This is a genomic window from Candidatus Tisiphia endosymbiont of Melanophora roralis (genome assembly GCF_964026575.1).
GTDB lineage: Bacteria > Pseudomonadota > Alphaproteobacteria > Rickettsiales > Rickettsiaceae > Tisiphia.
In genome coordinates this window covers 39,705-64,801 of the sequence record NZ_OZ032161.1, presented here as the reverse complement: position 1 = coordinate 64,801, position 25,097 = coordinate 39,705, and the positions used below count along the sequence as shown (strand labels likewise).

Here is a 25,097-nt window from a genome sequence, read left to right as displayed (position 1 = left end):
TATAAACAAATAGGTAAAGTTAATGACAATAACTCCTGACTACATAATTGAAAGAAAGCAAAATAAATTAAAATTAAGGCTGTGGAAGTTAGCAACAATTTTAATGTTTATAGTTTTAATTGTTGTGATGATTAAGAAATTTGATTTGTCAAGTTCTGAATATGTAACTACTAATAGTAACTATATAGCTGCAGTTTCAATAGAAGATATAATTTTTGAGGATACAAAACGTGATAAAAGATTGGAGAAAATCATTGATGATGATAAGATTAATGCTCTAATTGTTAATGTCAATTCTCCTGGTGGAACTGTGGTTGGATCAGAGAAAATTTACAATATACTCAGAAAAATATCAGCAAAAAAACCGGTAGTGATTGTTATGGGTACATTGGCAGCGAGTGGAGGATATTTGATATCATTAGGAGGGGATTACATAATTAGTCATAATGGAACGATTACTGGCTCAATTGGTGTGATTCTCCAAACTCTAGAAGTCACAGATTTAGCAAAGACACTAGGTATTACCTTCAATAATTTTAAATCCGGGGAATTAAAAGCCGCTCCTAATCCTACTGAGAAAGTTACAGAAGCTGTTCGTCAGGCTATAATGTCTAATGTACAGGATACTTATGATTATTTTATTGAACTCGTTGCTTTAAGAAGGGGATTAGCAATTGAAGAAGTTAAAAAAATAGCTGATGGTCGGATATATTCTGGTCGCCAAGCTTTGAAACTAAAACTTGTTGATGCTCTGGGTTCTGAGGATGATGCGATTAAATGGTTACAGGAAGTCAAAAAAATTGATAAAGATTTGAAGGTAAAAGAATTTAAAATAAAACCGAAATCAAAATTTCTTGAAATTATCATGGAGGATTTTGATAGTGTTTTACCAAGTTTTTTTAAAAATAAATTTCAAGGGATAAAGGCAATTTTTTAATTTATGGCAAGAAAGTCTGATTTAGTGGATAAAATATCTAAGGAACTTAATTATCTTTCTAAGGAAGATATAAAAGATTCTATAGATTTGGTATTTGATTATTTACAGTCTAGCCTCGCTGAGCAAAATCGTATTGAAATTAGAGGCTTCGGTAGCTTCTCAATTAGGGAGCGGAAATTTCCCAATAGTGAGCGGTCATATAAAACTGTCTATTATCGTGGACATCGCTAGGCTTTTGGAAAAGGGAGGGAATAATTCTTATCCCGAATTCGCGTTCTCATGTTATACTATTAGCCAAAGCCAACTTTCTAGCCTCTGCTGATTTACCAGTATAAACTATATTTTGGTAATTAAGTTTGATAGCGGTAAATAAAGCTGCGTGATCGTTTCCTACATTAACAATAATTTTTACGATTTGGGGAAATTCTTCAATTAGTTTTTTAAAAATATAATCCCACACTAGCATACCATAATATCTCGTGCTACCACTTTTGTTAGTTAAAATAACCGGATTATGGAATTTGGATAAGAACTCTCGTGCATCGCTTAAGTTTTCTATTGTGTAAGTTATTGGGTTTGGCATATTTTTTGACTTTTTACTTACTCAAATTAGGCTGTAATCAACGTCTACATCTAATTCTTTAACCCAAGTTGCCAATTAATTTAACGTTTGAGGTTAATTTGTAACATTAAAACACTCAATAAAAACTATATTTTTTAGAAATATGTTTGTATTGAAAATGTTTTAGTATCGCGTCTCACATGGCATAGCACCCTACATTTTTTGTATAACCATCATCGCAAGACACCGTTAGGTGCCGTGGCGATCTAGGTAAACAGCGAAGCTGTTTTTTCTAATACGCTTCGCGTATCCTAGATTGCCGCGTCGCCGCTTTTTCGCGACTCCTCACAATGACGTTGAAGAATTTTGTGTGTATTACCTAGCCCATTAACTTAGCAATAGTTTTATTAGCTTCTTCTAGCTCCTGTTTAGTATTTACTCCAAGCACTATGTCGTGGTCTGAAGATAGCAAATATGATACTTTTTCTCCGCTATCCTTAGCTATTTTTACAAGGGCGGTCAAATATAACTCTTTTGTTCTATCAATTTCTTCTAAAAAAATAGAAGGTAAATATTTTTTTAATATACCAGCTTCAAAAGCCATAATACCAGAATTACAAATTGTCATAGCTTGTTCTTCACTCGTTGCTTCTTTAAATTCCACAATTTTTAAAAAATTTCCTAGTTCATCAGTAACTATTCGTCCATATTGTCCGGGGTTATCACGTCTAAAGCATAACGTTGTAATGGCTGAATTTGTAGAAATTAGGTGGTCTAATAAATCGTTAATAATATTTGCGGTGATTAAAGGATTATCTCCGTAAAGCACTGCTACAATTTTATTGTCATCAACTAAGTCTAAAGCAGTATATACCGCATGAGCAGTACCCAATCGTTCTAGCTGCAATGCAAATTTACAAACCTCTTTATAAGAAGAAATATATTTTTCTAATTGCAATGAGTGAACTAAGATAACATCGTTAGTCACTTTTTTGGCATTTGTTAGCACCCTATCAAGCATAGGTCTACCACCAACTTCATGCATTACTTTTGGTAACGAAGATTCCATTCTTCTACCATTACCAGCAGCTAGAACAATAATTTGGCAATCCATATTAAATATCCTTCATAGCTTGATAAATTGCATCAGATAATTCATAATTACCAAAAACTTTTTGTACGTCATCGCTTTCTTCCAAAAGATCCACTAATTTTAATAGCTTCTCTGCCTTATCTTTATCTTCTATAATCATGATATTCTGAGGGATCCAACCGATATAGGATTCCTCAGGAGGTCCATATTTATTAGTCAAAGATTCAAGAGTTTGTACAAAATCCTCAATATCTGTATAGATTAAATACGCATCTTCTTCAGAAATCACATCTTTTGCCCCAGCCTCTAGGCTACTTTCCAATATAGATTCTGCCGATGTTAATTCCACTGGGTATTGTATTACTCCAAGATGGTCAAACATATAACTGCTACTTCCAGTCTCACCTAAATTACCACCAAATTTAGTAAAAGCCGACCTAATTTCAGCAGCTGTGCGATTTTTATTATCAGTTAAAGCCTCTACTATTATTGCAATACCACCCGGAGCAAAGCCTTCATATCTAATCTCTGTATAATGTTCGTTATTATTCGAATCACTTGCTGCACTTATTGCCTTATCTATTCGATCCTTTGGCAAATTCTGACTGCGTGCTGCAGCTATGCTACTCCGCAGGCGTGGATTATTGCTTACATCAGTTCCCATTTTAGCAGCAGTGATAATTTCTCTAATTAGCTTAGTAAAAACTTTCGCCCTTTTCTTATCTTGCGTACCTTTTCGATGCTGAATATTTTTAAATTTTGAATGACCTGCCATATTGTAATCTTAAATCATTTGAGTATACTTATTAGTAAGCCGAATCGTATCAGAAGGCAGCTTAAAGTCAATGATAAATTCCTCAAGTTTTTGCACTATACCCTATTTTTTACTTTAATAAAACTATATATCGTCTTATATTGTCTAACTATAGCATATAGAATCAAACCCACTAATACCAAATATGAAAAAATTTGTAATTTTATATCTTTTATTTGCTCACAATTGCTTAGCCTCAGAACCTCAGGCGTGGCAAATGTTGTTGCAAACTCCAGCAAGCCCTCTGATGGAAGAGCTTCACGGGTTTCACAATTTCCTACTGTTAATATCAGGAGGAATAGTTGTCTTTATTACCATTTTACTAGTCTATGTTTGTATTAGATTTAATGCAAAAGCCAACCCTATTCCAGCAAAATTTTCTCATAATATCTTAATTGAAGTTATTTGGACGATAATCCCTATAATAATTTTAGTTATTATTGCCATACCATCATTTCGTATTTTACGTTTTGCAGAAAAAATTCCTGAAATAGATATGACTGTTAAGGTCGTGGGCTATCAGTGGTATTGGCATTATATATACCCTGATCACGATAATATCGAATTTGATAGTTATTTAATTACCGATGAAAGATTAAAACTTGGTCAAAAACGCTTATTAGATGTCGATAACCGTATTATCATACCAGAAAATACTACTGTGAAATTTCTAATTACGGCAGGAGACGTCATACATAGTTTTGCAGTACCAGCGTTAGGTATAAAGATCGATGCGGTTCCTGGAAGAATCAATGAAACTTGGACTAAAATTAGCAAAAAAGGCGTGTATTATGGTCAATGTTCAGAACTTTGCGGTGTTAATCATGGTTTTATGCCAATTGCCATTGAAGTGGTAAGTAAGGAAGAATTTCAAAACTGGTTGATTATGGCAAAATCAAAATTTTCTATGAATATGAAGACTAACAAAAAATTAGCCTTAAAATCAATTAAATAAAGGAGTTACTATGGTACATTTCAACAAGCATTATCCACATCTTTACGCAAAACAGGTTAAAGAAACCGTATTTTTAAAACATTTTATTCACAATCCTAACATAATGGTAGGTGATTATACTTACTATCATGATAACCAGCACCCAGAATATTTTGAGCGTAATAATATCATAGGATGCCATGAGTGTAAATTAATTATCGGTAAGTTTTGTTCTATCGCCATGAGAACCATTTTCATCATGGATGATGTGAATCACCCAATGGATGGCTTTTCTACTTATCCATTTTTTATTTTCGAGAATTGGAACAATTATACGCCAACTCTTGATAAAAGAAGAAATACCGTCGTTGGTAATGATGTGTGGTTTGGTACGAATGCAGTCATTATGCCAGGAGTAACAATAGGAGATGGAGCAATTATCGGAGCATATGCAGTGGTTACCAAGGATGTACCCCCCTACTCTATCGTTGCAGGTAATCCTAGTAAAATTATTAGAAAAAGATTCTCCGATGATATAATCAATGAGTTAGTACAAATAAAATGGTGGGATTGGGATTATGATAAAATTACTAGAAATATCAAGGTCATAGTAGGGGCAGATATTAATCAACTTAAAGAATGTAAATAGTAACCATTATGACACTTAAAGATCAAGCCTCTACTAGACCTCTTGCAGAAGTAATATCTGATCATCACGAACCCCCCACGGGTTTACAAAGATGGATTTTTTCCACTAATCACAAAGATATTGGCGTAATGTATATTATATTTGCCATATTTGCTGGGCTTGTTGGTGGATTATTTTCTGTTATTTTTAGGTTAGAACTAGCAGTACCCGGCGGGCATCTACTAGGTGGTAATTATCAGCTATACAATGTATTAATTACCGCTCATGCTATAATTATGGTATTTTTCATGATTATGCCAGCTTTATTTGGCGGATTTGGTAATTACTTCATACCAATTTTAATAGGTGCCCCGGATATGGCTTTTCCCAGGCTAAATAATATAAGTTTTTGGCTACTTGTCACTGCTTTTATATTATTAATGCTGTCAGGTTTGGTTGATGGAGGAGCTGGTACTGGTTGGACATTTTATCCTCCTCTAAGTAGTCTAGTAGGACATCCTGGGGCTGCTGTGGATATGGCTATTTTAAGCTTACATCTTACAGGGCTTTCCTCCATTCTTGGTTCAATTAATATGATTGTCACTATCTTTAATATGAGAACTGATGGTATGGGGTTATTTGAAATGCCCTTATTTGTTTGGTCAATTTTGGTTACTGCCTTCTTGTTGATACTGGCAATTCCTGTGTTAGGGGGTGCAATAACCATGTTACTGACTGATCGAAATTTTGGTACTACTTTTTTTAAGCCTGATGGTGGCGGAGATCCAGTATTATTTCAGCATTTATTTTGGTTTTTTGGTCATCCAGAAGTATATATTGTAGTATTACCGGGATTTGGTATAGTCAGTCAGGTCATCTCTACTTTCTCCCGTAAGCCAATATTCGGTTATTTTGGTATGGTGGTAGCTATGGTAATTATCGGATTTGTTGGTTTTATAGTTTGGGCTCATCATATGTTTACGGTTGGGCTTTCGTACAATGCATTAATCTATTTTACTGCTGGTACTATGATTATAGCTGTACCTACTGGTATCAAAATCTTTAGCTGGATTGCCACAATGTGGGGAGGATCAATTACTTTTGAAACTCCTATGTTATTTTCCATAGGGTTTATCTTGCTATTTACTATTGGCGGAGTTACTGGCATAATATTATCAAATTCAGCAATCGACAGAATTTTACATGATACATATTATGTTGTAGCACATTTCCATTACACTATGTCGCTTGGGGCGTTATTTACTGCATTTGCTGGGTTCTATTATTGGTTTGGTAAAATGTCCGGACGGCAATATCCTGAGATGATGGGCAAAATTCATTTTTGGGTTACCTTTATTGGTGTTAATTTGACATTTTTCCCTCAGCATTTTTTGGGATTAGCTGGAATGCCAAGAAGAATACCGGACTATCCGGATGCGTTTGCCGGCTGGAATATGGTTTCATCTATCGGAGCTAGTATTTCATTTATTGCAGCTCTTTATTTTGTATTTATTGTTATTTATACTCTGAAATATGGGAAAAAATGCCCAAATAATCCTTGGGGTGATGGGGCAGATACTCTTGAATGGACCATCTCCTCTCCACCACCATTTCATACTTTTGAAACATCACATAAAGGAAACTAATTTTATGAATGGATATATCTATTGTGGCTTTTGGCGAAGATCTATTGCTGTAGTTTTGGATCGAATTTTAATTATTTTTTTTCTAATTTGTGTGACTATGATACTAGTAAGTAACTCTCTACTAGACGGTGCAGTAATAGCCGAGGCACTAGCCTATTCTTCCATTCCGACATTAATAATGCTATCATTAACAATTATATATGAGGCAATATTTGAGTCATCTTCAATGCAAGCAACTCTTGGCGGTTATATATTGGGCATGAAGATCATAAACGAGGATGGTACACGAATAAGCTTTTTAAAAGCGTTGATTAGATTTATTATATTAGCACTAATAAGTAGTACTGTAATATTGGGGATTATAAGTATTGTCTGCATGATATGTACTGATGAAAAAAAGTGTTTACATGACATAATTTGTGGTACTCGGATGGTAAGAAGATAAGGTTATTATGATACAGAAAAAACCAGTAATAGGAATCACTCTAGATTTGGCTAATAATTCTGAAAAATATGCCTATGCTACTTTTCCTTGGTATGCAATTAGGCAAAATTATGCAGATAGCGTGATAAAAGTTGGGGGAATCCCCTTAATGCTACCCTATCAATATGATACAATTGAAGTGATGCTGTCAATTATCGATGGGCTAATTATTCCCGGTGGCGATGAGGATATTCACCCTAAATTTTATGGTCAAGAATTCACTTGTGATAGAACAGCTACCAACGACCAACGTGATAATTTTGAGTTACTACTTACCCAAAAAGCTCTAGAAAAGAATATGCCATTCCTTGGAATATGTCGTGGTATGCAGATGTTAAATGTAGTATGCGGTGGCAACCTTATCCAGCATATACCTGATTACATAAAGTCACAAGCAGGAGTAACTACGGCTATTAACCACGAGCAACCTGCCCCCAAACATACATTATCGCATTCTATAACGATAGAACCAAACACTATTCTTGCAAACTTATCGGGAAATAAGCAAACTTGTATGGTTAATTCGAGCCACCATCAAGCAGTAGGAAAAATAGGCAAGGGACTCCGAGTTGCAGCGACAGCACCGGACGGGATAATTGAAGCAATTGAGTCAATAAATCACAAATTTGTTATAGGAGTAGAATGGCATCCTGAATATTTAAACCCTAGTGATTTAGATTTAAATTTATTTAAAGGATTGATCGAAGCTACAGCTAAGCCGAAAAAGTTTTAGCCAAAGAACCGTTTATTAGCGGGGGAGACGATGAAATCGCCGACGTGGCAATCTCATGAAGTAATATCTGCCTTTGTTAGGCAGCCTCTAGGTGATTTGAGTACTACTTCACAAGATTGCCACGTCACCGCTTCTTGCAATGACGGTTTAAGCATTACAACAGCATTTCGCTAATAGACGATTTTTTAACTTTCAACAGTTATGGGATGACATCGAGACTGTTAAAACGATCTCTTACATAGAATGAGGTAAAATCTAGGGAATTAACTAAACTCAGTTCGATATAAGAATTAATAATTCTTATATCGAACTGGCTTTGTTATAAGGAAAAATGCACTCTTGAAGCGGTTCTGCGGGTGCATTTTAACTTTTTTCATCATTCAATATGTGATTTTAATTATTAAAATCACATATTGAATGGAGTATTATATTTTAACAATCAGGTGTAGAACCGCTTCAAACCTGATTGTTTCTATATATAATACTGAATTCGATGTAACTTGTTACATCGAATTCAGGTTAACTAGAACCTAGCATAAACCGATTTAAAAATTCAAAATCTTCAGTTTCTAGACATAAAATTTCTGGTAAATGGACTCGAGCAGTAAAGTTATTATTTATATACCCTTTGCCTTTCAAGTGTTGGCGTTGTGGCCCGATGGGACTTCGCGTAGGAACAACGGTTTGACTACGCCTAGTCCGCTCACCACTCGTACACCTAGCCAACTCTTGAAATTCATCTTGTATACTTACTTTAAGCAATAAAATTATTCTTGTATTACTACGTTCAGGGCTAATACGCTTTTTAAGCAAATCAACGATTTGACATAGTTCATAATGATTTTGTGGATAGAGTTTTATCTCTAGTCGTTCTTCATTCATTATATCGTCAATAGTTGTGAAGCTTTTAGCGATTAACCTTGTTCCCCCAGCATCCTTAAACAAATCACAGTGTGCTACAACTAAACATTGAATGTCAAGTAAGTGAACGAAATTTTTAAGTATTTCTTCACTATAAATAGTTAATTCGAAAATACCAAATTGATCGGATAGTTGTAAGGTTACAAACCTTCCACGAGATGACATACGTGAATCTTTTTTTTGTATTACCCCAGCTATCCTTATCTGCCTACTAGAAGTAGAACCACTATCATTTTGTAAGTCAAGTGATGTTGCAATATTAAGCCTAGCTAGCAAATCTTGATATCTTGATAATGGATGTAGCGTAATGAATAGTCCTAATACTTCAAATTCATAAGAAGAGACAGTATTATTATCAAGTGGTTCTGCTTCAATTAACACTTGTTGACTTGCAGAATTTACCTTAATCAGGCTAAATTGATCAGAAATTTTTTCTGCATGGTAGGAAGAGGCATAAGCTAAAAGTTTAGCGATACTTAACAGTAACTGATTACGATTAGAATGTAACGTATCAAAACACCCGGCTTTAATAAGATTCTCTAATAATTTTCGATTAATAGATTTAAGCGGTAGCCTCTCAATAAAATCTATAATATTTTTAAACTTACCATTTTTAACTCTTTCTTCTGCTAATATTTTGCCAAAAGTAGCTGTGACACTTTTGATAGCACCTAGGGCATAGATGATAAATGTCTTTCCTTCTTCATGAGTAGTACTAAAATAACCAGTGGAAAGATTGATATTAGGAGGAATAATAGTAATGTTGTTATTTCTAGCTTCTTGCATGAATAGATTGATTTTATCATGATTATTTAATTCAAGATTTAAGCAAGCTACCAAAAATTCGGCTGGAAAATTTGCTTTCAGATAGGCGGTTTGATAAGATATTACACCATAAGCTGATGCGTGTGCTTTATTAAAGCCATAGCTAGCAAATTTAGCCACTGTTGTAAAAATAGACTCTGCTTGCTGGCGTGAAATATTGTTAGCTATCGCACCTTTAATAAAAGTTTCTTCTTGCTCTGCCATTTCAGATTTTATTTTTTTGCCCATGGCTTTACGAAGTAAATCTGCTCCACCTAAGCTATAGCCAGCAATTACTTTGGCAATTTCTAAGACCTGTTCCTGATATATAACAACTCCATAAGTCTCTTCTAAAATTGGTTTAAGCATCTCATGCAAGTAATCTGGTAGCTGCAAACCGTGCTTACAAGCAATATAAGTTGGGATATTATCCATAGGACCAGGGCGATATAATGCTCCTAACGCTATTATATCTTGGATGGAGTCAGGTTTAAGACGTCTTAAAGCATCCTGCATTCCACTACTTTCAAACTGGAAAACACCGGTAGCTCTACCACTACACAGCAGTTCATAAGTTTTTTGATCATCAAATAGCATATTACTAAAATCAATATTTATGTCTTGCTGTTTTAATAATTCTAGACATTTAGTAATAACAGTCAGAGTTTGCAGACCTAAAAAATCAAATTTAATTAAACCAGCAATCTCAGCATATTTCATGGAATATTGTACTACCAACATATCCGAATTTAGGTCTTTATAAACTGGTAATATTTCTACTAAATCTTTGCCAGCTATAACGATTCCCGCTGCATGTGTAGAAGCATGCCTGTTAAGTCCCTCAAGCACTAAGGATGTATCCAATACTTGTTTTATTAGCTCATCTTGACCATCTAAATTATATAGACCGTTGCCATGGGCGGCGTTGTTCAACTCCTTTACTTCCTTTATAGCCTGATTTAATGTAACAGGAGTAACAGCATTAAATGGCACAAGCTCAGTTAGATATTCGGCATATTTATAAGGTAAGCCAAGAACTCGTGATACATCTTTGATAACGGCTTTTGCCTGCATCTTACCAAAAGTGATGATTTGACCAACTTTATTATCTCCGTATTTAGAACGTACATAATTAATAACTTCTTCTCGTCGTTCTTGACAAAAATCAATATCAAAATCTGGCATTGATATACGTTCAGGGTTCAAAAAACGCTCAAATAGTAGACCAAATTTAATAGGATCAAGATCAGTGATAAGAAGACTCCAGGCAACTATTGATCCCGCCCCAGAGCCTCTACCAGGTCCTACCATAATACCTTGCTCTTTACTCCATTTTATGAAGTCAGAGACTATAAGAAAATAGCCAGCAAAATCCATTCGACAAATAATATCTAGTTCATAATTAAGACGAGTTAGATATTGTTGTTTAATATCTTGCTGTTTATCTATGGCAATATTCTCCCATTTAAATTTTGTATCAAGTCTTGATAGTAACCCTGCTGTGGAGTTTTGCTTAATTAGATCTATTTCATTAATATCTAGACTAGAGAAATTTGGTAACATTAGTGGATTAGCATGTGCCATAAAGTGGCATCTTTGGGCTAAATGGACGGTATTTTGTACAGCATTAGGTAAATCACTAAAAAGTTCTAGCATTTCTTTTGGTGATTTAAAATAACATCCAGTACTAACCTTTTTACGATTCTCCTCTTCTTTGCTAACACCAGCAGATATACATAATAATACATCATGTGCATCATGCATGTTAACATCGCTAAACAATACTTTGTTGGTAGCAATTAGTGGAATACCAAGGTCATCGGCTATTTTTATATAATTTGCTTCTATAGATTGTTCTATTGCTAAATTATGCCGCATAATCTCAAAATAGAAACGATCACCAAAAATGCTTTGTAGCTTAGTGGTCCAAAAAATGGCTAATTCTTTGTTTCCATCAATCAGGCTTTTGCCAATTATCCCATCAGTATAACCGGATAAGATAATAAGCCCTTCATGGTACTTAACTAAATCATCAAAAGTAATATGATTACAAATTTTGCGATCATTTTCAGTGAAACTAGCACTAACTGCTTTTAGTAAATTTTTGTAACCTACCTCATCTTTAGCAATCAGCACCATTTCACAAAAGTTATCTTTAGTAAAAGCAACGTTTACAATTGCCCCATTTATAGGTTGCACCCCCGCCCTGCAGCTACTCAAAGCAAACTCTAGTGAGCCAAATAAGTTACCCTTATCTGCTAAACAAATCGCTGGCATTTTGTGTAATTGTGCCAGCTCTACTATACGATCAATTGTTAAGGCACTCTCAAGAAATGAGTATGAGCTTTGTACTCTTAAGTGAATAAAATCAAACTTCATATTGCGTACCAATAGTATAATATTTAAACCCAAGAGATTTGAGCATATCTCCGTTAAGAATATGCCTGAAATCAATAATTATAGGAGATTTAACTTGATGGCGAATAAGCGACCAATCTAAATCTTTAAACTCCGACCATTCGGTTGTCACTACAATTATATCACTATTTTGGCAAGCACTAAGTGCTGAATCGGCAAAAAATATATTTTTTAGCTCTTTTTTAGCATTATCCATACCTATTGGATCGAATGCCCTGATATTAGCTCCTTTATCAACTAGGATTTTGATGATTTTAATGGCAGGGCTGCTTCTAATATCATCTGTACCAGCCTTATAAGTAAGACCCAATACAGTAATATTTTTATTAGTCAAATTATCATTTATGATATAATGAATCCTATCCGCCATGTCATAGACCCTCTGATCATTACTACTTATAACAGAATTAACTATTTGTAAGTTACATTGATAATGCCCTGCTATTTGTGAAAGTGCTAAGAGATCCTTAGGAAAACATGAACCACCAAATCCAGGTCCAGCATTTAAACATTCTTTACCTATTCTCTTGTCGAGTCCCATAGCAATCGAAAGTTCTTTGATATTTGCTCCAGTTTTCTCACATAAATTTGCCATTTCATTAATAAAAGCAATCTTTGTTGCTAAGAAAGCATTTGAGGCATATTTGGTAAGTTCTGCAGTAACCAAATCAGTACATATAAGAGATATATTCTTTGTAGTCAAAGGCAAGTATATCTTTTTTAATAAATCTTCTGCGTGTTTATTATTTGTGCCAATTAATATTCTATCAGGGTTTAAAAAGTCATCTACAGCAGTACCTTCTCTAAGAAATTCAGGATTTGAGGCAACAGGAAATTTAAGATTTCTTTTTTTTAAATAATCAATAATTTGGTTACATGTTGTTGGAGGTACAGTTGATTTAATAACAATCAAACAATCATCGTTGATCCATTCACATAAATTATCTATAGCAGTAAAAATATATTGTAAATCTGCCTCCCCTGAAGGTAGTGGTGGTGTTCCTACTGTAATAAATACCGCTTGGGCATTTCTTAATTCAGCCGAGTAGCTGGCTGTAAACTTCAACTTACTAGACTTTACTAATGGCGGTAGGTACTTGGCTAATTTTGGTTCATAAATTGGTAAAATATTTTTTTTAAGCTGATCGATTTTAGAAATATCGGTATCTAAGCAAGTAACGTCGTGTCCTAGGTAACTCATCATTACGCCAGATACTAATCCAACGTAACCAGTGCCTATAAAATGAAGTCTAATATTCATAAATAATTTTCAAATTTTTTTCAGTATATACTTAGTGCAACAAGTTTGTTGTGCTATATTGCTGCAAAGTATATATTAACTGATCAAGTACTAAATAACAAGATGATGCTCATTAAAAGATTTTTTATTAACCTAAGCATAATAGTTTGCACAATTGTAGTAATTTTAACTTTATTAATATTAAGTAGTAGTAAGGGATATTTAGATAGGCCAATTAAGAAGGTAATAGAATTTTACCTTGATAAAAAAGCTATGAAAATACGGATTAAGAATTTACAAGTAAGAAATAATATTCTATCAATCGATAAAATCTTTATGGATTTAGCAAATAACGCCCAAGGTGAAATTACTAATTTCAAAATCAGTTTTATTATTAGTTCTCTTTCGAAACTCGCTTATGCTGAGGAATTTAAAGAAGCCACGGAACGCAGAACCGCAGCGTACTTAGATGTACGTGAGGATTCGAGTACCGGAGCGACGAATAAATTACCAGCAGAAGTAGAGTTTCGAAAGAGAACTATTGATGATATAACAACCAAGCCTTTTATTCTTAGTACTATTGATATAGATAGTTTTTCCTTAATCTCTAAAGATAATCAACCAGTAATAAATGCTCAAATATCTGCTAGATCCATTGTGGATTTTTTTAAAAATAAGATTGAAACACAGTTAAACTTAGGTCCTATAAAAAATATTTCTTTGCTTGATAGTTATGGTGAAAAATTACCTGATGGTGAAGGATTTTGTTCCTATAACAGTAAAATTTCTAGAGCTTCTAAGAAATCGATCAATTGCAAACTAGAGTTTGGTGATAAAGCCTATCTATTATTCAATAGTGTATTGGATGGTAGCATAATTCAAACAACTGGTAATGCTCAGAATATTCCTATAATGATTTATCAAATTGCTAAGAAAATTATTCCTGATAATCAAGTAATTTTATTTCTACAGGAATATATGAAAGGTGGTTATATTAGAAATGGAGAATTTAATTTTAATTTTGATAAAAATTCTTTAGAAAAGAATATTTCCCTAGAAACTGCATTGAAGGCCAAGCTGCATGTTGTAGATCTTGAATATCAATATGATAAGGACTATCCCCCTTTACGAAAAATTGATACTGATGTTACTATATCTGGGCTATCTGTTAAGTTCATATTAAATCAAGCATATAGTAGTGATAGTCTTATTTCGGGTGGGATAATAACTTTTGATTGGCAAGGGATGGATAAATCAAATTTTATCGTTAATGCTAATGCTAAGGGGAGTGTTAACGATTTAATTGATTTCATATCAAGTGAGGATTATAACAAGGTAAAAAAACAAGGGATCGATCTTAAAAAGATTACTGGAATTGCTAATTCAAAAATTGGCATAATAATACCGATTAGCCCAGTTATCAAAAATACTTATGACATTTCTACAATAATAACGGGAGTAAATGGCAAAGCATTTAGTGACAATGTCATATTAAAAAATGCTAAAATAACTGGAACATTTAATGGCGATAAGGTAAATTTGATCGGTATAGGTAAAATTAATGGTTATGACAGTAATTTACTTATCGATGTTAATGTCACTGATAATAACCAAGATGATTATCAGAATCTATTAAAAGTAAAAACTACCATTGTGGGTAATAACCAAAAGGTTGGTATATTAAAGTTAATCTCAGGTAATAGTGTCCTAGATTTTGAATATAAAGAGCAAAAAGATGGGAAAAGCTTAATTAAAGCCAATACTAACCTCAAAAACTTAGAATTTTATATTGATAAAATATCTATACATAAAAAACTTGGTAGTGAAGCTAACTTTACTTTAACTGGCAAGTTATATAATAACCTAAATGGTGATATTGATTTTAATCTTTCGGGAGAAAATAACTTAAAAATAGTTGGTAAGGTTAAAGTAGCAGAAGATAAGTATGATGTTACTTTACCTGTAATAAAGTATAATACGACTGATCTAGTGGGGAATTTGCTTTTAGGTAAAGATAGCTTGAATGCTAAAATTCAGGGAAGACAACTAGATTTGTCTGAATCTAATATGATGCAATTCTTAGAGAAAGAAGGAGATGCAAAAAATATTCATTTAACAGTTGATGTAGATAGGGTAAGGTTAAAAAATAATATAATGCTTGATAAGCTTAATTTACAAATTGATTGTAATAAAATAAAATGTTTTTCTGGTTCTTTAAATTCAAAAATTGGTACTAGATCTTTTAAAATGCTACTTACAGATAAAAAAGATCTAGAACAATGGATAGTTACCTGTGATAATGCTGGAGCTTTATTTAGAGGTATTGGTATGTATAATAAAATGAAATCTGGTATTATAAATCTGACACTTGATACAAAAAGATATGATGCCAAAAAGGGAGAAGTGATACCAATCGTAGATGGAACATTTGATATCAAGCACTTTGTTACTACCGATGTGCCTTTTCTTACTAGAATGGTATCGGTTGTTTCTTTCCCAGGTTTTATGAGTTTTATATTAAATAATAAGGATATCATGTTTAGGAACATGACAGGTAGATTTAGTTATATAGGTAATACCATAAATATTGCTGATACATCAGCTACCGGACCATTTTTTGATTTTACAATGCAAGGTACAATTGATACTAATAAACATCAAATGAAGCTTAAAGGTAATGTAATACCTTCTTTCTTTTTTGCAAGTAACGTTATCACTAAAGTACCAATAATTGGTAAAATATTTTCAAAGGTTGTGCCTTACTCTATGGAGATGAAGTATAAGGAGTAATATACTCGGTGAACTTCAAGAATTGGCGTTCCCGCGACCAAAGATCTGTGCTGCTCACGTACTAATGTACGCCTAGCAGCTCGACTTTGACACTCCTAGCTCTTCTTGAAGTTATACTATCGTCTACCCAATTCTTGAAATCATAGCAGTATACGCTCCGGTGTTCGACACTCGTACTCCGAGTAGCAATTTAGTTTTGGGAAATGGTATTACTTAAGTCAAACTTAAAGTAACTTTAATAGCTTTTTCAATATTAATAATCTCAGTTTTATTCAACTGTTCTATAAACTCTCCCAATCTAGATTTATCTATGGTTCTAATTTGATCAGTTAATGCTTTTGCAGTTTTGTTGTTAACTGTAACTCTTACTTCAAAAGGAAAAATATTATTAATATTTGAGGTAATGGGGATAATTATTACTCTACTAGATATTTTATTCTGAATATTATTAGATATAACTATTGCAGGTCTTGTTTTTTGAATTTCAGTTCCAATTGTTGGATCAAGATTTACCCAATAAATATTGCCTCGTATTATTTCTTTATTTTTTACTAATGTCATCTATTGCATCCCACTCTTTTAGCAAATTTTGACGTTCATTATCTTGCTCTGCATCTTTATATGCCAAAGTAAGTTCCAGTTCCTTTTTTTCTAATTCTTTAGCAATAGCATTGCTTACAAAGTTACTAATTTTTTTAGAAGGAATCATATATTTTAATTTATCATATAAGGTCTCGTTTAAACTAATACTCATCGTTCTCATAAAATTAACTTCATTATTGTATAATAGTTATTGTACAATACAATACAATACAATACAATATGAAAACTTGAGTATTTTCTAACTAGCGTTTATACTGTTGCTATTTAGAGTTATAGGTATACTCGATGAAAATCAAGAATTGCGTTGTCGTCTTCAGGGATCTTCGGTGCTCACGTACTAAATGTACGCTCCGCTCCTCGACCCTTTGACTCCTAGCACTTCATGATTTTGATCTTCGTCTATCAACTCTTCATTTACGAGCAGTATATACTCTTCTACTTTGAAGAATTGTTTTTTGAAAATATCATGGATTCGCATGCGTAACTATACTATATGTACGCTACGCCTGCTCACCATTCATTTTCAAATCCAATTCTTCAAATTATTTGAGTATACTATATCCTGAATTTATTTCAGGATATAGATTACACCTATAGATAATTTATGACAGAAACTTATGATAAAAACAAAGCAGGAAATTTATAATAGTAGGCCTACTTCTCCTCATTTGACGATATATAAAAAGCAGATAAGCACCGTTTTGTCTATTTTGCATCGTATAACGGGGATAGGCTTATTTTTTGGACTATCAATATTGTCGTGGTGCTTTATTTTATTAGCTTTTAGCAAATTTGATCCTGAATATTTACAGTGCTTTAAATGTAATTTGCTTAGAATTCCTCTAATATTCATAAGTTTTGCATGGTTTTATCATTTATGTAATGGGGTGCGTCACTTAATTTGGGATAGTGGGCATTGCTTTTCAATAAGGGCTATTAACTTCACAGGTTGGTTTGTGGTAGTAGCTTCGATATTGATGACGTTAGTTTTTTGGTTGTTAATTTAACTTATGGCCTCTATATGAATAATAATTTAAGGACAGATTTGGCGAAAGCTAAAGGGGTTGGTTCGGCAAAAAGTGGTTCGAGTCACTGGTTGCATCAAAGAATAACAGCTATTATTTTGGCAATTTGTTCTATTTGGCTAATATTTTTTATTAAATATACTACTGGAGAGGGTTTTACTCATTTTGTTAGTACTTTACAAAGACCTTACAATATTGTCCCTTTAGGAATATTGCTTATTACTGCTTTCTATCATTCAATGCTTGGTATGCGTGTGGTAATTGAAGATTATATTAGTTGTATTAAGCTTCGCACAGGGTTAATTATATTACTTAAAATATTTTGCATTATAACGATTGCATTCTTAGTGGTAGCATTATTTTATGTTATAGTAATCTGATGGATTAATAAAAATAATCTTATGAAAACCACATTACCTAAACGTTCATTAGTTATTAAAGAAAGATTAGACATTATTGTCCAAGAAATTCTAGCTTCTGGAAGATCAAAAATAGCAATGATAATTTTATTTGGCTCCTATGCTAGAGGTGATTGGGTACAAGATCTATCCTCAAGGGAGTATTATCAGAGTGATATAGATCTGTTATTGGTCTTAAAGAAAAGAAAATATGCTGGATATCAAGCTATTAACTTAAAACATAATATAGAAAAAAGATTAGAAAGAAAATTCCCAATAGATATTAATACAGACCGATTAGTGGCCATGACACAACCATCCGTGACACTAATAGTTGAGTCTATCCACTTTGTAAATGACCAACTTGAAAAAGGTAAGTATTTTTTTCGTGATATTAGAACAGAAGGAATTCTACTATATGATAGTGATGAATTTGTACTATCGGAAGCTAAGGACTTGCCATGGCACGATCGCAGACCAATAGCTGCAGAAGAATATGAAAATTGGTTTGGTAGAGGAAAAAAACTATTTATTGGAATCAAGGCTTTTTTTGAAGATGACAATTATCGCGAATCAGCTTTTTTGCTTCATCAAGCTACTGAGAGTTTTTATAATGCTATTTTGTTAGTATTTGATGGTTATAAACCTAAATTACATGATTTATTAGAACTAAACCAAAGCGCACGGATTTTTTATCATGACCTTTGTCGAATATTTCCATATGAAAGTGAAGAGCAAAAAGAATGTTTTACATTACTTCGTGATGCTTATGTTAGAGCAAGATATGACAAAAACTACAAGATAACTAAGGAACAGTTGCTTTATTTGATCGACCGGGTAGAGAAATTGCAAAAAATTACTGAAAAAATTTGTTTGGAAAAGCTTAGTCAAGAATAAATATATGATATATTCTGTAACAAAAGGCATAGCACCCTAAATGTTGTATATGGTCAACGTCATTGCGAGAAGACCGTAGGTCGACGAAGCAATCCATAAAAGTAACCAAAAATGGATTGCTTCGTCGGCTTATGCCTCCTCGCAATGACGATTTTTGAACTTTCGACAGTTGTGGCAATCTAGGATACGCGAAGCGTTACTCTAAAAAACAGCTTCGCTGTTTACCTAGATTGCCACGGCATCTAAAGAGCCTTGCTATGACGATTATAGAAAAATGTAGAGTACTATGAACAAAAGGAATTTATATAAATGTCTAAATCTTATAATATTATCCACCATGAATTTGATGTAGTGGTAGTTGGAGCAGGTGGAGCTGGTCTTAGGGCTACTTTTGGTATGGCAAAAGAGGGCTTAAATACTGCTTGCATTAGCAAGGTTTTCCCAACTAGGAGTCATACTGTGGCTGCCCAAGGTGGCATTAGTGCTTCTCTTGGTAATATGGGGCAAGATGATTGGCGTTGGCATATGTACGATACAGTAAAAGGTTCGGATTGGTTGGGTGATCAAGACGCAATTGAGTATATGTGTAAACATGCAGCTGCAGCAGTGCTAGAGCTTGAGCATTATGGAGTACCTTTTTCTCGAACAGAAGAAGGCAAAATTTATCAACGCCCCTTTGGTGGTATGACAACAAATTATGGTAAGGGACAAGCAGCTCAAAGGACTTGTGCTGCAGCAGATCGTACTGGTCATGCAATATTACATACTTTATATCAACAGGCTTTAAAAAATAAAGCCCAATTTTTTATCGAATATTTTGCCCTTGATTTATTAATGAATAATGGAGAATGTGTAGGGGTAGTTGCTTGGAATCTTGATGACGGAACAATTCACTGTTTCCATGCTCACTTAGTGGTACTAGCTACTGGCGGGTATGGTAGAGCTTATTTTTCTGCGACAAGTGCTCATACTTGTACTGGTGATGGAGGTGGCATGGCGGCAAGAAATTCTATTGCCTTGCAAGATATGGAATTTGTCCAATTCCACCCAACTGGTATATATGGTGCTGGTTGCTTAATTACCGAAGGTGCTAGAGGAGAAGGTGGGTATTTGGTAAATTCTAATGGAGAGCGATTTATGGAACGATATGCTCCCGCTGCTAAGGATCTTGCTTCAAGAGATGTAGTATCAAGGGCTATTACCATGGAAATCAGAGAGGGTAGGGGGGTAGGTGAGCATAAAGATCATATATTCTTACATTTAGATCATTTGCCGCCGGAAATTCTTCACGAACGTTTGCCCGGTATTTCAGAGACTGCTAAAATTTTTGCTGGTATTGATGTAACCCTTCAGCCAATACCTGTATTACCAACAGTGCATTATAATATGGGGGGAATACCAACAAATTATCATGGTCAGGTGATTGATAAAGGTCAGGATAATCATAATAAGATTATTCCTGGGTTAATGTCAATTGGTGAAGCTGCTTGCGTTTCAGTACACGGTGCGAATCGCTTGGGATCAAACTCTTTACTTGATTTAGTAGTATTTGGTAGAGCCGCAGCACAAAAAGCTGCTGAAATTGTTAAAGTAGGGCAAAAGCATAAAAGCTTGCCGGAGTCTATATTGGATAAAATAATTAGCAGATTTGATAATATACGTCATGCTAAAGGAGGCCTACCAGTAGCTGACTTAAGACTTAAAATGCAAAAAATCATGCAAAATCATGCAGCGGTATTTAGAACTCAAGAGGTTTTAGATGAAGGAATAGAAATGATTGATCAGGCAAGAAAAGAATATGCAAATATTCAGGTTAATGATAGATCATTAATATGGAACAGCGACTTGGTTGAAGCATTAGAACTAGCTAATTTATTAGATCAAGCGGTAATTACTGTACATTCTGCAGCGGCTAGAAAAGAAAGTAGGGGGGCTCATTCTAGGAAAGATTACCCAGAGCGTAATGATGAAGAATGGATGAAACATACACTCGCTTGGATTGATGAGCAAGGTAAGGTGAAGTTAGATTACAAACCTGTAACTCTTACAACTTTGACAGATGAAGTAGATAGCATTTCGCCAGCTAAACGAGTTTATTAAGAATATGCTAAATTCACTAAAGTTATGCCAAGCTTTAAATGAAAAAATATGTCATGATTTTGCAGGATCAATAGGTGCTATAGATAACGCCATTGGGTTAATAAAAACTATAGAGTATCAAGAGAAAGCTACTAAACTGGTTCAGGATAGTACAAATAGACTCATGAGATATTTACAGTTTTATCGTTATTTATACTCTCTACCTTCTGAGGGGAACAAAATTGCTATTGCAGAAATTAATAGATTAAGTACTGATTTTTTAAAATCAAAAAATCATAATATTGAACTAGTGTTCACAAGGTTAATCAGCACAAATATCGATAACAATATAGCTCAGATTATTATGTGTTTAATTATTGCAGCATCTAGCAATATATATATAGATGCTGTTATTAAGGTTGAACTAGAGATACAAAATGACAATTTCACTGGTATAAAAATTGTAGTAACAGCTCCAAACCTCAGGCTTGATCAGGGTAGAGCAGATATTTTGCTTGGAAGCAGAACTATTGATGATGTAAGTATAGAAAATGTTCATGAATATTACACTTACTACTTAATTACGGAATATGGTTATAAATTAGCTATTACTCCATCAACCGATTCAGTGGAGTATAATACTCAAATGATTTGAAGAATTGGATTTGAAAATGAATGGTGAGCATGCTAGGCGTACATATAGTATAGTTACGCATGCGAATCTATGATATTTTCAAAAAACAATTCTTCAAAGCAGAAGAGTATACTCGTTGGAAATCTCTATTAGCAATTACATAGATAGAACCAGTGTTAAGGTAGTTGCGATGAGCTGCCACTTAATATAAAATTCCAACGATTTAAGAACCTTAATGCTTAATTGTTCTTGGTCCACAGATACATGTCATATTGTTTACAATATTCAAGCATATCAACGGTATTAGGATGGTGTATGCCAAACTCCTTAATTTGTGGCTTGCCAAAAAATTTATAATTATATAAATCTTTACTTTTACAGCCAGCTCTTGCTCCATGATTATACAAATAACTTACTTGAGCAACATTTTTACTTCTACTTCCATATAAATAATGATATATAACAAACGCTTTTTTATAAGATTCTATTGCTTGCTTAAGGCTATCTTGGGCAAACAAGATATCACCTTGTACTACATAACTTACTGCTAAGCTCGGATTTTTAGAATAATTTGTTCTCTCAGGGGTTAAGTTTTCCTGTACTAACAATATAGAAATAGCATTATTAATGTATTCATAAGCTTTATCTATTTTACCTAAACCTAATTGACTTCTTGCCATTTCTATATAAATATCTGCAAATATTTTATTATCCTTATGCTTTAGGGGCTTATGTATATCATATAGCTGTTGAGCTTGAGTATAAGCTTCTTGATATCTACCAAGATAATTCAATATATTTATTTTATATATATAGCTCCATAATGAGTAGGTCATCAATATGCAATCCATTTTTTATAAGTAGTGCAGTAGCTTCACCTTCCAAGTCTAAAGATTCTTTATATTTGCCTTGTAGCCAACATAATACACTTTTTATATAATCTATTGCAGACATATCAGCTTCTTGTATTATTCCTTGTTTTGCTAATTTTTCCATCTCTTTAAGAAATTCTTTAGCTAGTTTTATTTCACCTAAAAATATATAAGCTGTAGATGTATAAACAAAAAAATTAAATTTACAGGAATAAGTAGCTTCATCGTTATCAAGCTTGTCTAAAATATTTAATGATTTAGTAATATAAGAAATCGCTGTTTCAAAATTCCTGAATATCACAATATGACACACTCCTATTAGTCCTAAGTACTTAGCATAATAAAATTTTTGAGTTTCAGACATTTTCCACAATTTAAATTCTTTATCTTTTTGATTAAACCAATCAAACATTTGTTGTGCTTTGCTGGCATTATGAAGGTTGATATACAGAGAGAATAACTCAGCCTTTAAGGTAAGTATTGAGTATAGATTAATATTATATTTCTCAGAGTTTTTTAAAAGAATTTCTAAGTTTTCTAGTATAGTCTTGGCTCTTTTCCACACATATCCTGAATAAGACCCTTTAAATTTAGGTAATTTGCTAATCATATTTTCTAAATATATTTTATTATTATCACCATTTAGTTCCATTATTTTATTGCTAACTATATCATGCATTTCAAAAATAGGGTTATCTTTGTTAGGATCAATATTACTGATTAGCATAGATTTAGATAATTGATATATATCATCATCTAAAGTATCTTTATGATCAGTAATGGTGCTAAGAAGCTGTTTCGAGAAGCTTTGGTTATTTAATAAAGCTATTTTATTCAACAACTTTATTGCACTTGGTTTTAATTCTTGAATAACCATGTTAATATTCGTTGCTATTTTATCAGTCGATTGATAAATTTTCTTTTTATATTCCTCTTTATCTAAACCTTTAACTTTGTTAAGTAATTGAGCTCCTTGCACTATCAATATTGGATAACCACTAAAAGATTGCGTTAAAAATTCGATATTATTGCTATTTTTATTGTCTAATAAGTTATTAGCTAAAGCTACAATAGTAGACACATCAAGTAGGGGCATTGCTATAATATTAGATAACTTTTCATTATCTTGCGAACAAAACACGACCTGACCATTATGCTCCCAATCAATTAAATCTTGTACTTTCTTATTTTCATTAACTTTTAAATTATCAAACACCAATAACCACTTATTAGTAGCAGTTAAATATGATATTACTTCTTTTTTTGCTAAAGCAACTTCTTCAGATATATTAGTTTGTTTAACCATATTGAGTTGTTTTGCTAATTTAACAAATTGTTCATCAAAATCAAGGTTACAATCAAAAAACCAAATTAGATCATAATTATTTTTATTCTCATAACTATACATCCTAATCAGTTGAGTTTTACCTATACCACTAATACCAACTATACTTGCTTGTCTATATTTACTTAAATGTTCATCAAGGATTTTAAGTTGTTGCTCATGATTGACAAAATAACTAACTGGGGTGATTAAATTAGATACTTGTTTTTGAGCAAAAGTATTACTATAAATAATTAGTAATATGAATAATGTTAAAAATTTTTTCATATAATGAAACTGTTGAAAAATAAATTATGCCCTAACGGTACGTATAAAACATATTATACGAATAACTATAAAGAATAAGCAAAAATAACGCAACTTAAGTTTGAATATTAATAATAAAAATCATTAAAAAGTAGGAAAGTTTGTTTGCTAATTCTGAACCTAAATTCCACTAGCCTAGTATCAGTATTATGCAATCCAAATTATTTTCAACTTAACTTACGCGAATTAGGGTAACTTGATGGTGGTTGAATAATGGCTAGATTCCGCATCAAGGCTAGGATGATATTTTTATACGAATGATAACTTTTGATTGCAGGAGGTAATTTATGCAGTAAGGATTACACCTGTGAGACTATCTTGTATAGTTCACTTAATAAAGTTGCAAATTCAATTTGCTCAAAACCTTTCCTAGGGATGACTATCATTGCCCAACTATTTTGTTTGAATTTTGATTCCTTGCTTAGCAGTCTAACTAAATGCCTAATGCGTCTTTTGATTTTATTACGAATAACAGCGTTTCCTAACTTTTTTCCGACTTTCATGCCAAAAAGTAATGTATTTGACGAATTATATAAAATCTCACTAGATTTCTTACATAGGTTGTCAATATTACCTTTTACATTTAGTTTTGCAAAGAGTTTAGTAGAATTCTTTGCTATTATTGTGATAAAATAAGGACTATGGAACTTTTTTCCTAACTTATTAACTAGGTCAAATTCTTTCTGATTTTTTAGGGATGAGATAAGCACTTACTACGCTGATAATTTTTTTCTGCCTTTTGCTCGGCGTTTCCTTAAAATTTCTCTACCGCCGACAGTTGCCATTCTTGCCCTAAATCCATGTCTTCTTTTTCTTACTAAATTGCTAGGTTGAAATGTACGTTTCATAAATTCATATCCAATACGAAATAATATATTTCTTTATAGTCAGATAATGTTAAACTGTCAACTTAAATAACATTATTTAAAACTAG

24 protein-coding genes are annotated in these 25,097 nt (G+C 33.0%); 13 read left to right on the top strand and 11 right to left on the bottom strand.

Going from position 1 to position 25,097, the window contains the following annotated elements; all coding sequences use genetic code 11:
- Positions 1-22: 22 nt before the first annotated feature.
- A complete protein-coding gene (gene sppA / locus AAGD53_RS00295; protein ID WP_341762838.1) occupies positions 23-937 on the top strand; it encodes a signal peptide peptidase SppA in 915 nt (304 codons plus the stop codon).
- A 3-nt stretch (positions 938-940) separates the two neighbouring features.
- Positions 941-1,168, top strand: a complete 228-nt coding sequence (locus AAGD53_RS00290) for an HU family DNA-binding protein (RefSeq protein WP_341761935.1) — start codon at positions 941-943, stop codon at positions 1,166-1,168.
- Positions 1,169-1,214: 46 nt separating this feature from the next.
- Here the strand turns inward: AAGD53_RS00290 and AAGD53_RS00285 are convergent, their stop codons facing one another.
- The 3 genes from AAGD53_RS00285 to AAGD53_RS00275 all read right to left on the bottom strand — a co-directional run bounded on the left by AAGD53_RS00285 (position 1,215) and on the right by AAGD53_RS00275 (position 3,367).
- Complete coding sequence (locus AAGD53_RS00285) at positions 1,215-1,520, bottom strand: hypothetical protein (protein ID WP_341761934.1); 306 nt, start codon at positions 1,518-1,520, stop codon at positions 1,215-1,217.
- A gap of 358 nt (positions 1,521-1,878) precedes the next feature.
- The gene (locus AAGD53_RS00280) at positions 1,879-2,613 is read right to left on the bottom strand and encodes a sugar phosphate nucleotidyltransferase (protein ID WP_341762837.1); all 735 of its coding nucleotides are present in this window, start codon (positions 2,611-2,613) and stop codon (positions 1,879-1,881) included.
- Between the two features lies 1 nt (position 2,614).
- Positions 2,615-3,367 carry a YebC/PmpR family DNA-binding transcriptional regulator gene (locus AAGD53_RS00275; RefSeq protein WP_341762836.1) on the bottom strand — a complete coding sequence of 251 codons (753 nt, stop codon included), beginning with the start codon at positions 3,365-3,367 and terminating at the stop codon, positions 2,615-2,617.
- Positions 3,368-3,551: 184 nt separating this feature from the next.
- Here AAGD53_RS00275 and coxB point away from each other — a divergent pair, with 184 nt between their 5' ends.
- From coxB to AAGD53_RS00250, 5 genes are read left to right on the top strand one after another with little or no spacing between them, the layout of a single operon-like run.
- The gene (coxB, locus tag AAGD53_RS00270; protein ID WP_341762835.1) at positions 3,552-4,361 is read left to right on the top strand and encodes a cytochrome c oxidase subunit II; all 810 of its coding nucleotides are present in this window, start codon (positions 3,552-3,554) and stop codon (positions 4,359-4,361) included.
- 10 nt (positions 4,362-4,371) lie between these two features.
- On the top strand, positions 4,372-4,989 hold the full coding sequence (locus tag AAGD53_RS00265) for a CatB-related O-acetyltransferase (RefSeq protein ID WP_341762834.1): 618 nt from the start codon (positions 4,372-4,374) through the stop codon (positions 4,987-4,989).
- An 8-nt stretch (positions 4,990-4,997) separates the two neighbouring features.
- Positions 4,998-6,614, top strand: a complete 1,617-nt coding sequence (gene ctaD / locus AAGD53_RS00260; protein WP_341762833.1) for a cytochrome c oxidase subunit I — start codon at positions 4,998-5,000, stop codon at positions 6,612-6,614.
- 4 nt (positions 6,615-6,618) lie between these two features.
- The gene (locus AAGD53_RS00255) at positions 6,619-7,059 is read left to right on the top strand and encodes an RDD family protein (RefSeq protein ID WP_341762832.1); all 441 of its coding nucleotides are present in this window, start codon (positions 6,619-6,621) and stop codon (positions 7,057-7,059) included.
- A gap of 10 nt (positions 7,060-7,069) precedes the next feature.
- Entirely contained in the window at positions 7,070-7,831 is a 762-nt protein-coding gene (locus AAGD53_RS00250; protein WP_341763365.1) for a gamma-glutamyl-gamma-aminobutyrate hydrolase family protein, read from the top strand.
- 519 nt (positions 7,832-8,350) lie between these two features.
- Here the strand turns inward: AAGD53_RS00250 and dnaE are convergent.
- Both dnaE and AAGD53_RS00240 read right to left on the bottom strand, forming a co-directional pair.
- Positions 8,351-11,935, bottom strand: a complete 3,585-nt coding sequence (gene dnaE / locus AAGD53_RS00245; protein WP_410521105.1) for a DNA polymerase III subunit alpha — start codon at positions 11,933-11,935, stop codon at positions 8,351-8,353.
- Positions 11,925-13,229: a UDP-glucose dehydrogenase family protein gene (locus AAGD53_RS00240; protein WP_410521122.1), complete on the bottom strand. Its 1,305-nt coding sequence runs from the start codon at positions 13,227-13,229 to the stop codon at positions 11,925-11,927. The genes dnaE and AAGD53_RS00240 overlap by 11 nt, the downstream gene beginning before the upstream one ends.
- Before the next feature lie 108 nt (positions 13,230-13,337).
- Between AAGD53_RS00240 and AAGD53_RS00235 the strand changes: the two genes are divergently transcribed.
- The gene (locus AAGD53_RS00235) at positions 13,338-16,004 is read left to right on the top strand and encodes a palindromic element RPE1 domain-containing protein (RefSeq protein WP_341762830.1); all 2,667 of its coding nucleotides are present in this window, start codon (positions 13,338-13,340) and stop codon (positions 16,002-16,004) included.
- A 213-nt stretch (positions 16,005-16,217) separates the two neighbouring features.
- Here AAGD53_RS00235 and AAGD53_RS00230 read toward each other — a convergent pair whose 3' ends face one another.
- A complete protein-coding gene (locus AAGD53_RS00230; RefSeq protein WP_341748052.1) occupies positions 16,218-16,565 on the bottom strand; it encodes a type II toxin-antitoxin system PemK/MazF family toxin in 348 nt (115 codons plus the stop codon).
- On the bottom strand, positions 16,546-16,767 hold the full coding sequence (locus AAGD53_RS00225; RefSeq protein WP_341762829.1) for a hypothetical protein: 222 nt from the start codon (positions 16,765-16,767) through the stop codon (positions 16,546-16,548). Before AAGD53_RS00225 ends, AAGD53_RS00230 begins: the two co-directional genes overlap by 20 nt.
- Before the next feature lie 457 nt (positions 16,768-17,224).
- On the opposite strand from AAGD53_RS00225, the gene sdhC reads away from it, so the two are divergent.
- The 5 genes from sdhC (at position 17,225) to AAGD53_RS00200 (ending at position 21,661) form a co-directional block, all read left to right on the top strand.
- Positions 17,225-17,614: a succinate dehydrogenase, cytochrome b556 subunit gene (gene sdhC, locus AAGD53_RS00220; RefSeq protein WP_341762828.1), complete on the top strand. Its 390-nt coding sequence runs from the start codon at positions 17,225-17,227 to the stop codon at positions 17,612-17,614.
- A 14-nt stretch (positions 17,615-17,628) separates the two neighbouring features.
- Positions 17,629-18,012, top strand: coding sequence for a succinate dehydrogenase, hydrophobic membrane anchor protein (gene sdhD / locus AAGD53_RS00215; RefSeq protein ID WP_341762827.1), 384 nt, complete (start codon positions 17,629-17,631; stop codon positions 18,010-18,012).
- Positions 18,013-18,033: 21 nt separating this feature from the next.
- Positions 18,034-18,927 (top strand): HEPN domain-containing protein, encoded by an 894-nt coding sequence (locus AAGD53_RS00210; RefSeq protein WP_341762826.1) that lies wholly within the window; start codon positions 18,034-18,036, stop codon positions 18,925-18,927.
- A 309-nt stretch (positions 18,928-19,236) separates the two neighbouring features.
- Positions 19,237-21,027, top strand: coding sequence for a succinate dehydrogenase flavoprotein subunit (gene sdhA / locus AAGD53_RS00205; protein ID WP_341762825.1), 1,791 nt, complete (start codon positions 19,237-19,239; stop codon positions 21,025-21,027).
- A 4-nt stretch (positions 21,028-21,031) separates the two neighbouring features.
- Positions 21,032-21,661 carry a histidine phosphotransferase family protein gene (locus AAGD53_RS00200; RefSeq protein WP_341762824.1) on the top strand — a complete coding sequence of 210 codons (630 nt, stop codon included), beginning with the start codon at positions 21,032-21,034 and terminating at the stop codon, positions 21,659-21,661.
- 218 nt (positions 21,662-21,879) lie between these two features.
- Here AAGD53_RS00200 and AAGD53_RS00195 read toward each other — a convergent pair whose 3' ends face one another.
- From AAGD53_RS00195 to rpmH, 4 genes are all read right to left on the bottom strand, one after another.
- A complete protein-coding gene (locus AAGD53_RS00195; protein WP_341762823.1) occupies positions 21,880-22,476 on the bottom strand; it encodes a tetratricopeptide repeat protein in 597 nt (198 codons plus the stop codon).
- A complete protein-coding gene (locus AAGD53_RS00190) occupies positions 22,445-24,124 on the bottom strand; it encodes a tetratricopeptide repeat protein (RefSeq protein WP_341762822.1) in 1,680 nt (559 codons plus the stop codon). Before AAGD53_RS00190 ends, AAGD53_RS00195 begins: the two co-directional genes overlap by 32 nt.
- A 338-nt stretch (positions 24,125-24,462) precedes the next feature.
- Positions 24,463-24,873, bottom strand: coding sequence for a ribonuclease P protein component (gene rnpA, locus AAGD53_RS00185; RefSeq protein WP_341748130.1), 411 nt, complete (start codon positions 24,871-24,873; stop codon positions 24,463-24,465).
- Between the two features lie 3 nt (positions 24,874-24,876).
- Complete coding sequence (gene rpmH, locus AAGD53_RS00180; protein WP_341748129.1) at positions 24,877-25,011, bottom strand: 50S ribosomal protein L34; 135 nt, start codon at positions 25,009-25,011, stop codon at positions 24,877-24,879.
- Between the last annotated feature and the right edge of the window lie 86 nt (positions 25,012-25,097).

Excerpts from the sequence above, each read along its gene's own strand:
- coxB (WP_341762835.1), top strand. The coding sequence starts at position 3,552 with ATGAAAAAATTTGTAATTTTATATCTTTTATTTGCTCACAATTGCTTA.
- sdhC (WP_341762828.1), top strand. The coding sequence starts at position 17,225 with ATGATAAAAACAAAGCAGGAAATTTATAATAGTAGGCCTACTTCTCCT.
- dnaE (WP_410521105.1), bottom strand. The coding sequence starts at position 11,935 with ATGAAGTTTGATTTTATTCACTTAAGAGTACAAAGCTCATACTCATTT.
- AAGD53_RS00200 (WP_341762824.1), top strand. The coding sequence starts at position 21,032 with ATGCTAAATTCACTAAAGTTATGCCAAGCTTTAAATGAAAAAATATGT.
- sppA (WP_341762838.1), top strand. The coding sequence starts at position 23 with ATGACAATAACTCCTGACTACATAATTGAAAGAAAGCAAAATAAATTA.
- sdhD (WP_341762827.1), top strand. The coding sequence starts at position 17,629 with ATGAATAATAATTTAAGGACAGATTTGGCGAAAGCTAAAGGGGTTGGT.
- AAGD53_RS00225 (WP_341762829.1), bottom strand. The coding sequence starts at position 16,767 with ATGAGAACGATGAGTATTAGTTTAAACGAGACCTTATATGATAAATTA.
- AAGD53_RS00195 (WP_341762823.1), bottom strand. The coding sequence starts at position 22,476 with ATGACCTACTCATTATGGAGCTATATATATAAAATAAATATATTGAAT.
- AAGD53_RS00190 (WP_341762822.1), bottom strand. The coding sequence starts at position 24,124 with ATGAAAAAATTTTTAACATTATTCATATTACTAATTATTTATAGTAAT.
- AAGD53_RS00255 (WP_341762832.1), top strand. The coding sequence starts at position 6,619 with ATGAATGGATATATCTATTGTGGCTTTTGGCGAAGATCTATTGCTGTA.
- AAGD53_RS00210 (WP_341762826.1), top strand. The coding sequence starts at position 18,034 with ATGAAAACCACATTACCTAAACGTTCATTAGTTATTAAAGAAAGATTA.
- AAGD53_RS00290 (WP_341761935.1), top strand. The coding sequence starts at position 941 with ATGGCAAGAAAGTCTGATTTAGTGGATAAAATATCTAAGGAACTTAAT.
- AAGD53_RS00275 (WP_341762836.1), bottom strand. The coding sequence starts at position 3,367 with ATGGCAGGTCATTCAAAATTTAAAAATATTCAGCATCGAAAAGGTACG.
- AAGD53_RS00235 (WP_341762830.1), top strand. The coding sequence starts at position 13,338 with ATGATGCTCATTAAAAGATTTTTTATTAACCTAAGCATAATAGTTTGC.
- AAGD53_RS00285 (WP_341761934.1), bottom strand. The coding sequence starts at position 1,520 with ATGCCAAACCCAATAACTTACACAATAGAAAACTTAAGCGATGCACGA.
- AAGD53_RS00265 (WP_341762834.1), top strand. The coding sequence starts at position 4,372 with ATGGTACATTTCAACAAGCATTATCCACATCTTTACGCAAAACAGGTT.
- AAGD53_RS00230 (WP_341748052.1), bottom strand. The coding sequence starts at position 16,565 with ATGACATTAGTAAAAAATAAAGAAATAATACGAGGCAATATTTATTGG.
- ctaD (WP_341762833.1), top strand. The coding sequence starts at position 4,998 with ATGACACTTAAAGATCAAGCCTCTACTAGACCTCTTGCAGAAGTAATA.
- rpmH (WP_341748129.1), bottom strand. The coding sequence starts at position 25,011 with ATGAAACGTACATTTCAACCTAGCAATTTAGTAAGAAAAAGAAGACAT.
- AAGD53_RS00280 (WP_341762837.1), bottom strand. The coding sequence starts at position 2,613 with ATGGATTGCCAAATTATTGTTCTAGCTGCTGGTAATGGTAGAAGAATG.
- sdhA (WP_341762825.1), top strand. The coding sequence starts at position 19,237 with ATGTCTAAATCTTATAATATTATCCACCATGAATTTGATGTAGTGGTA.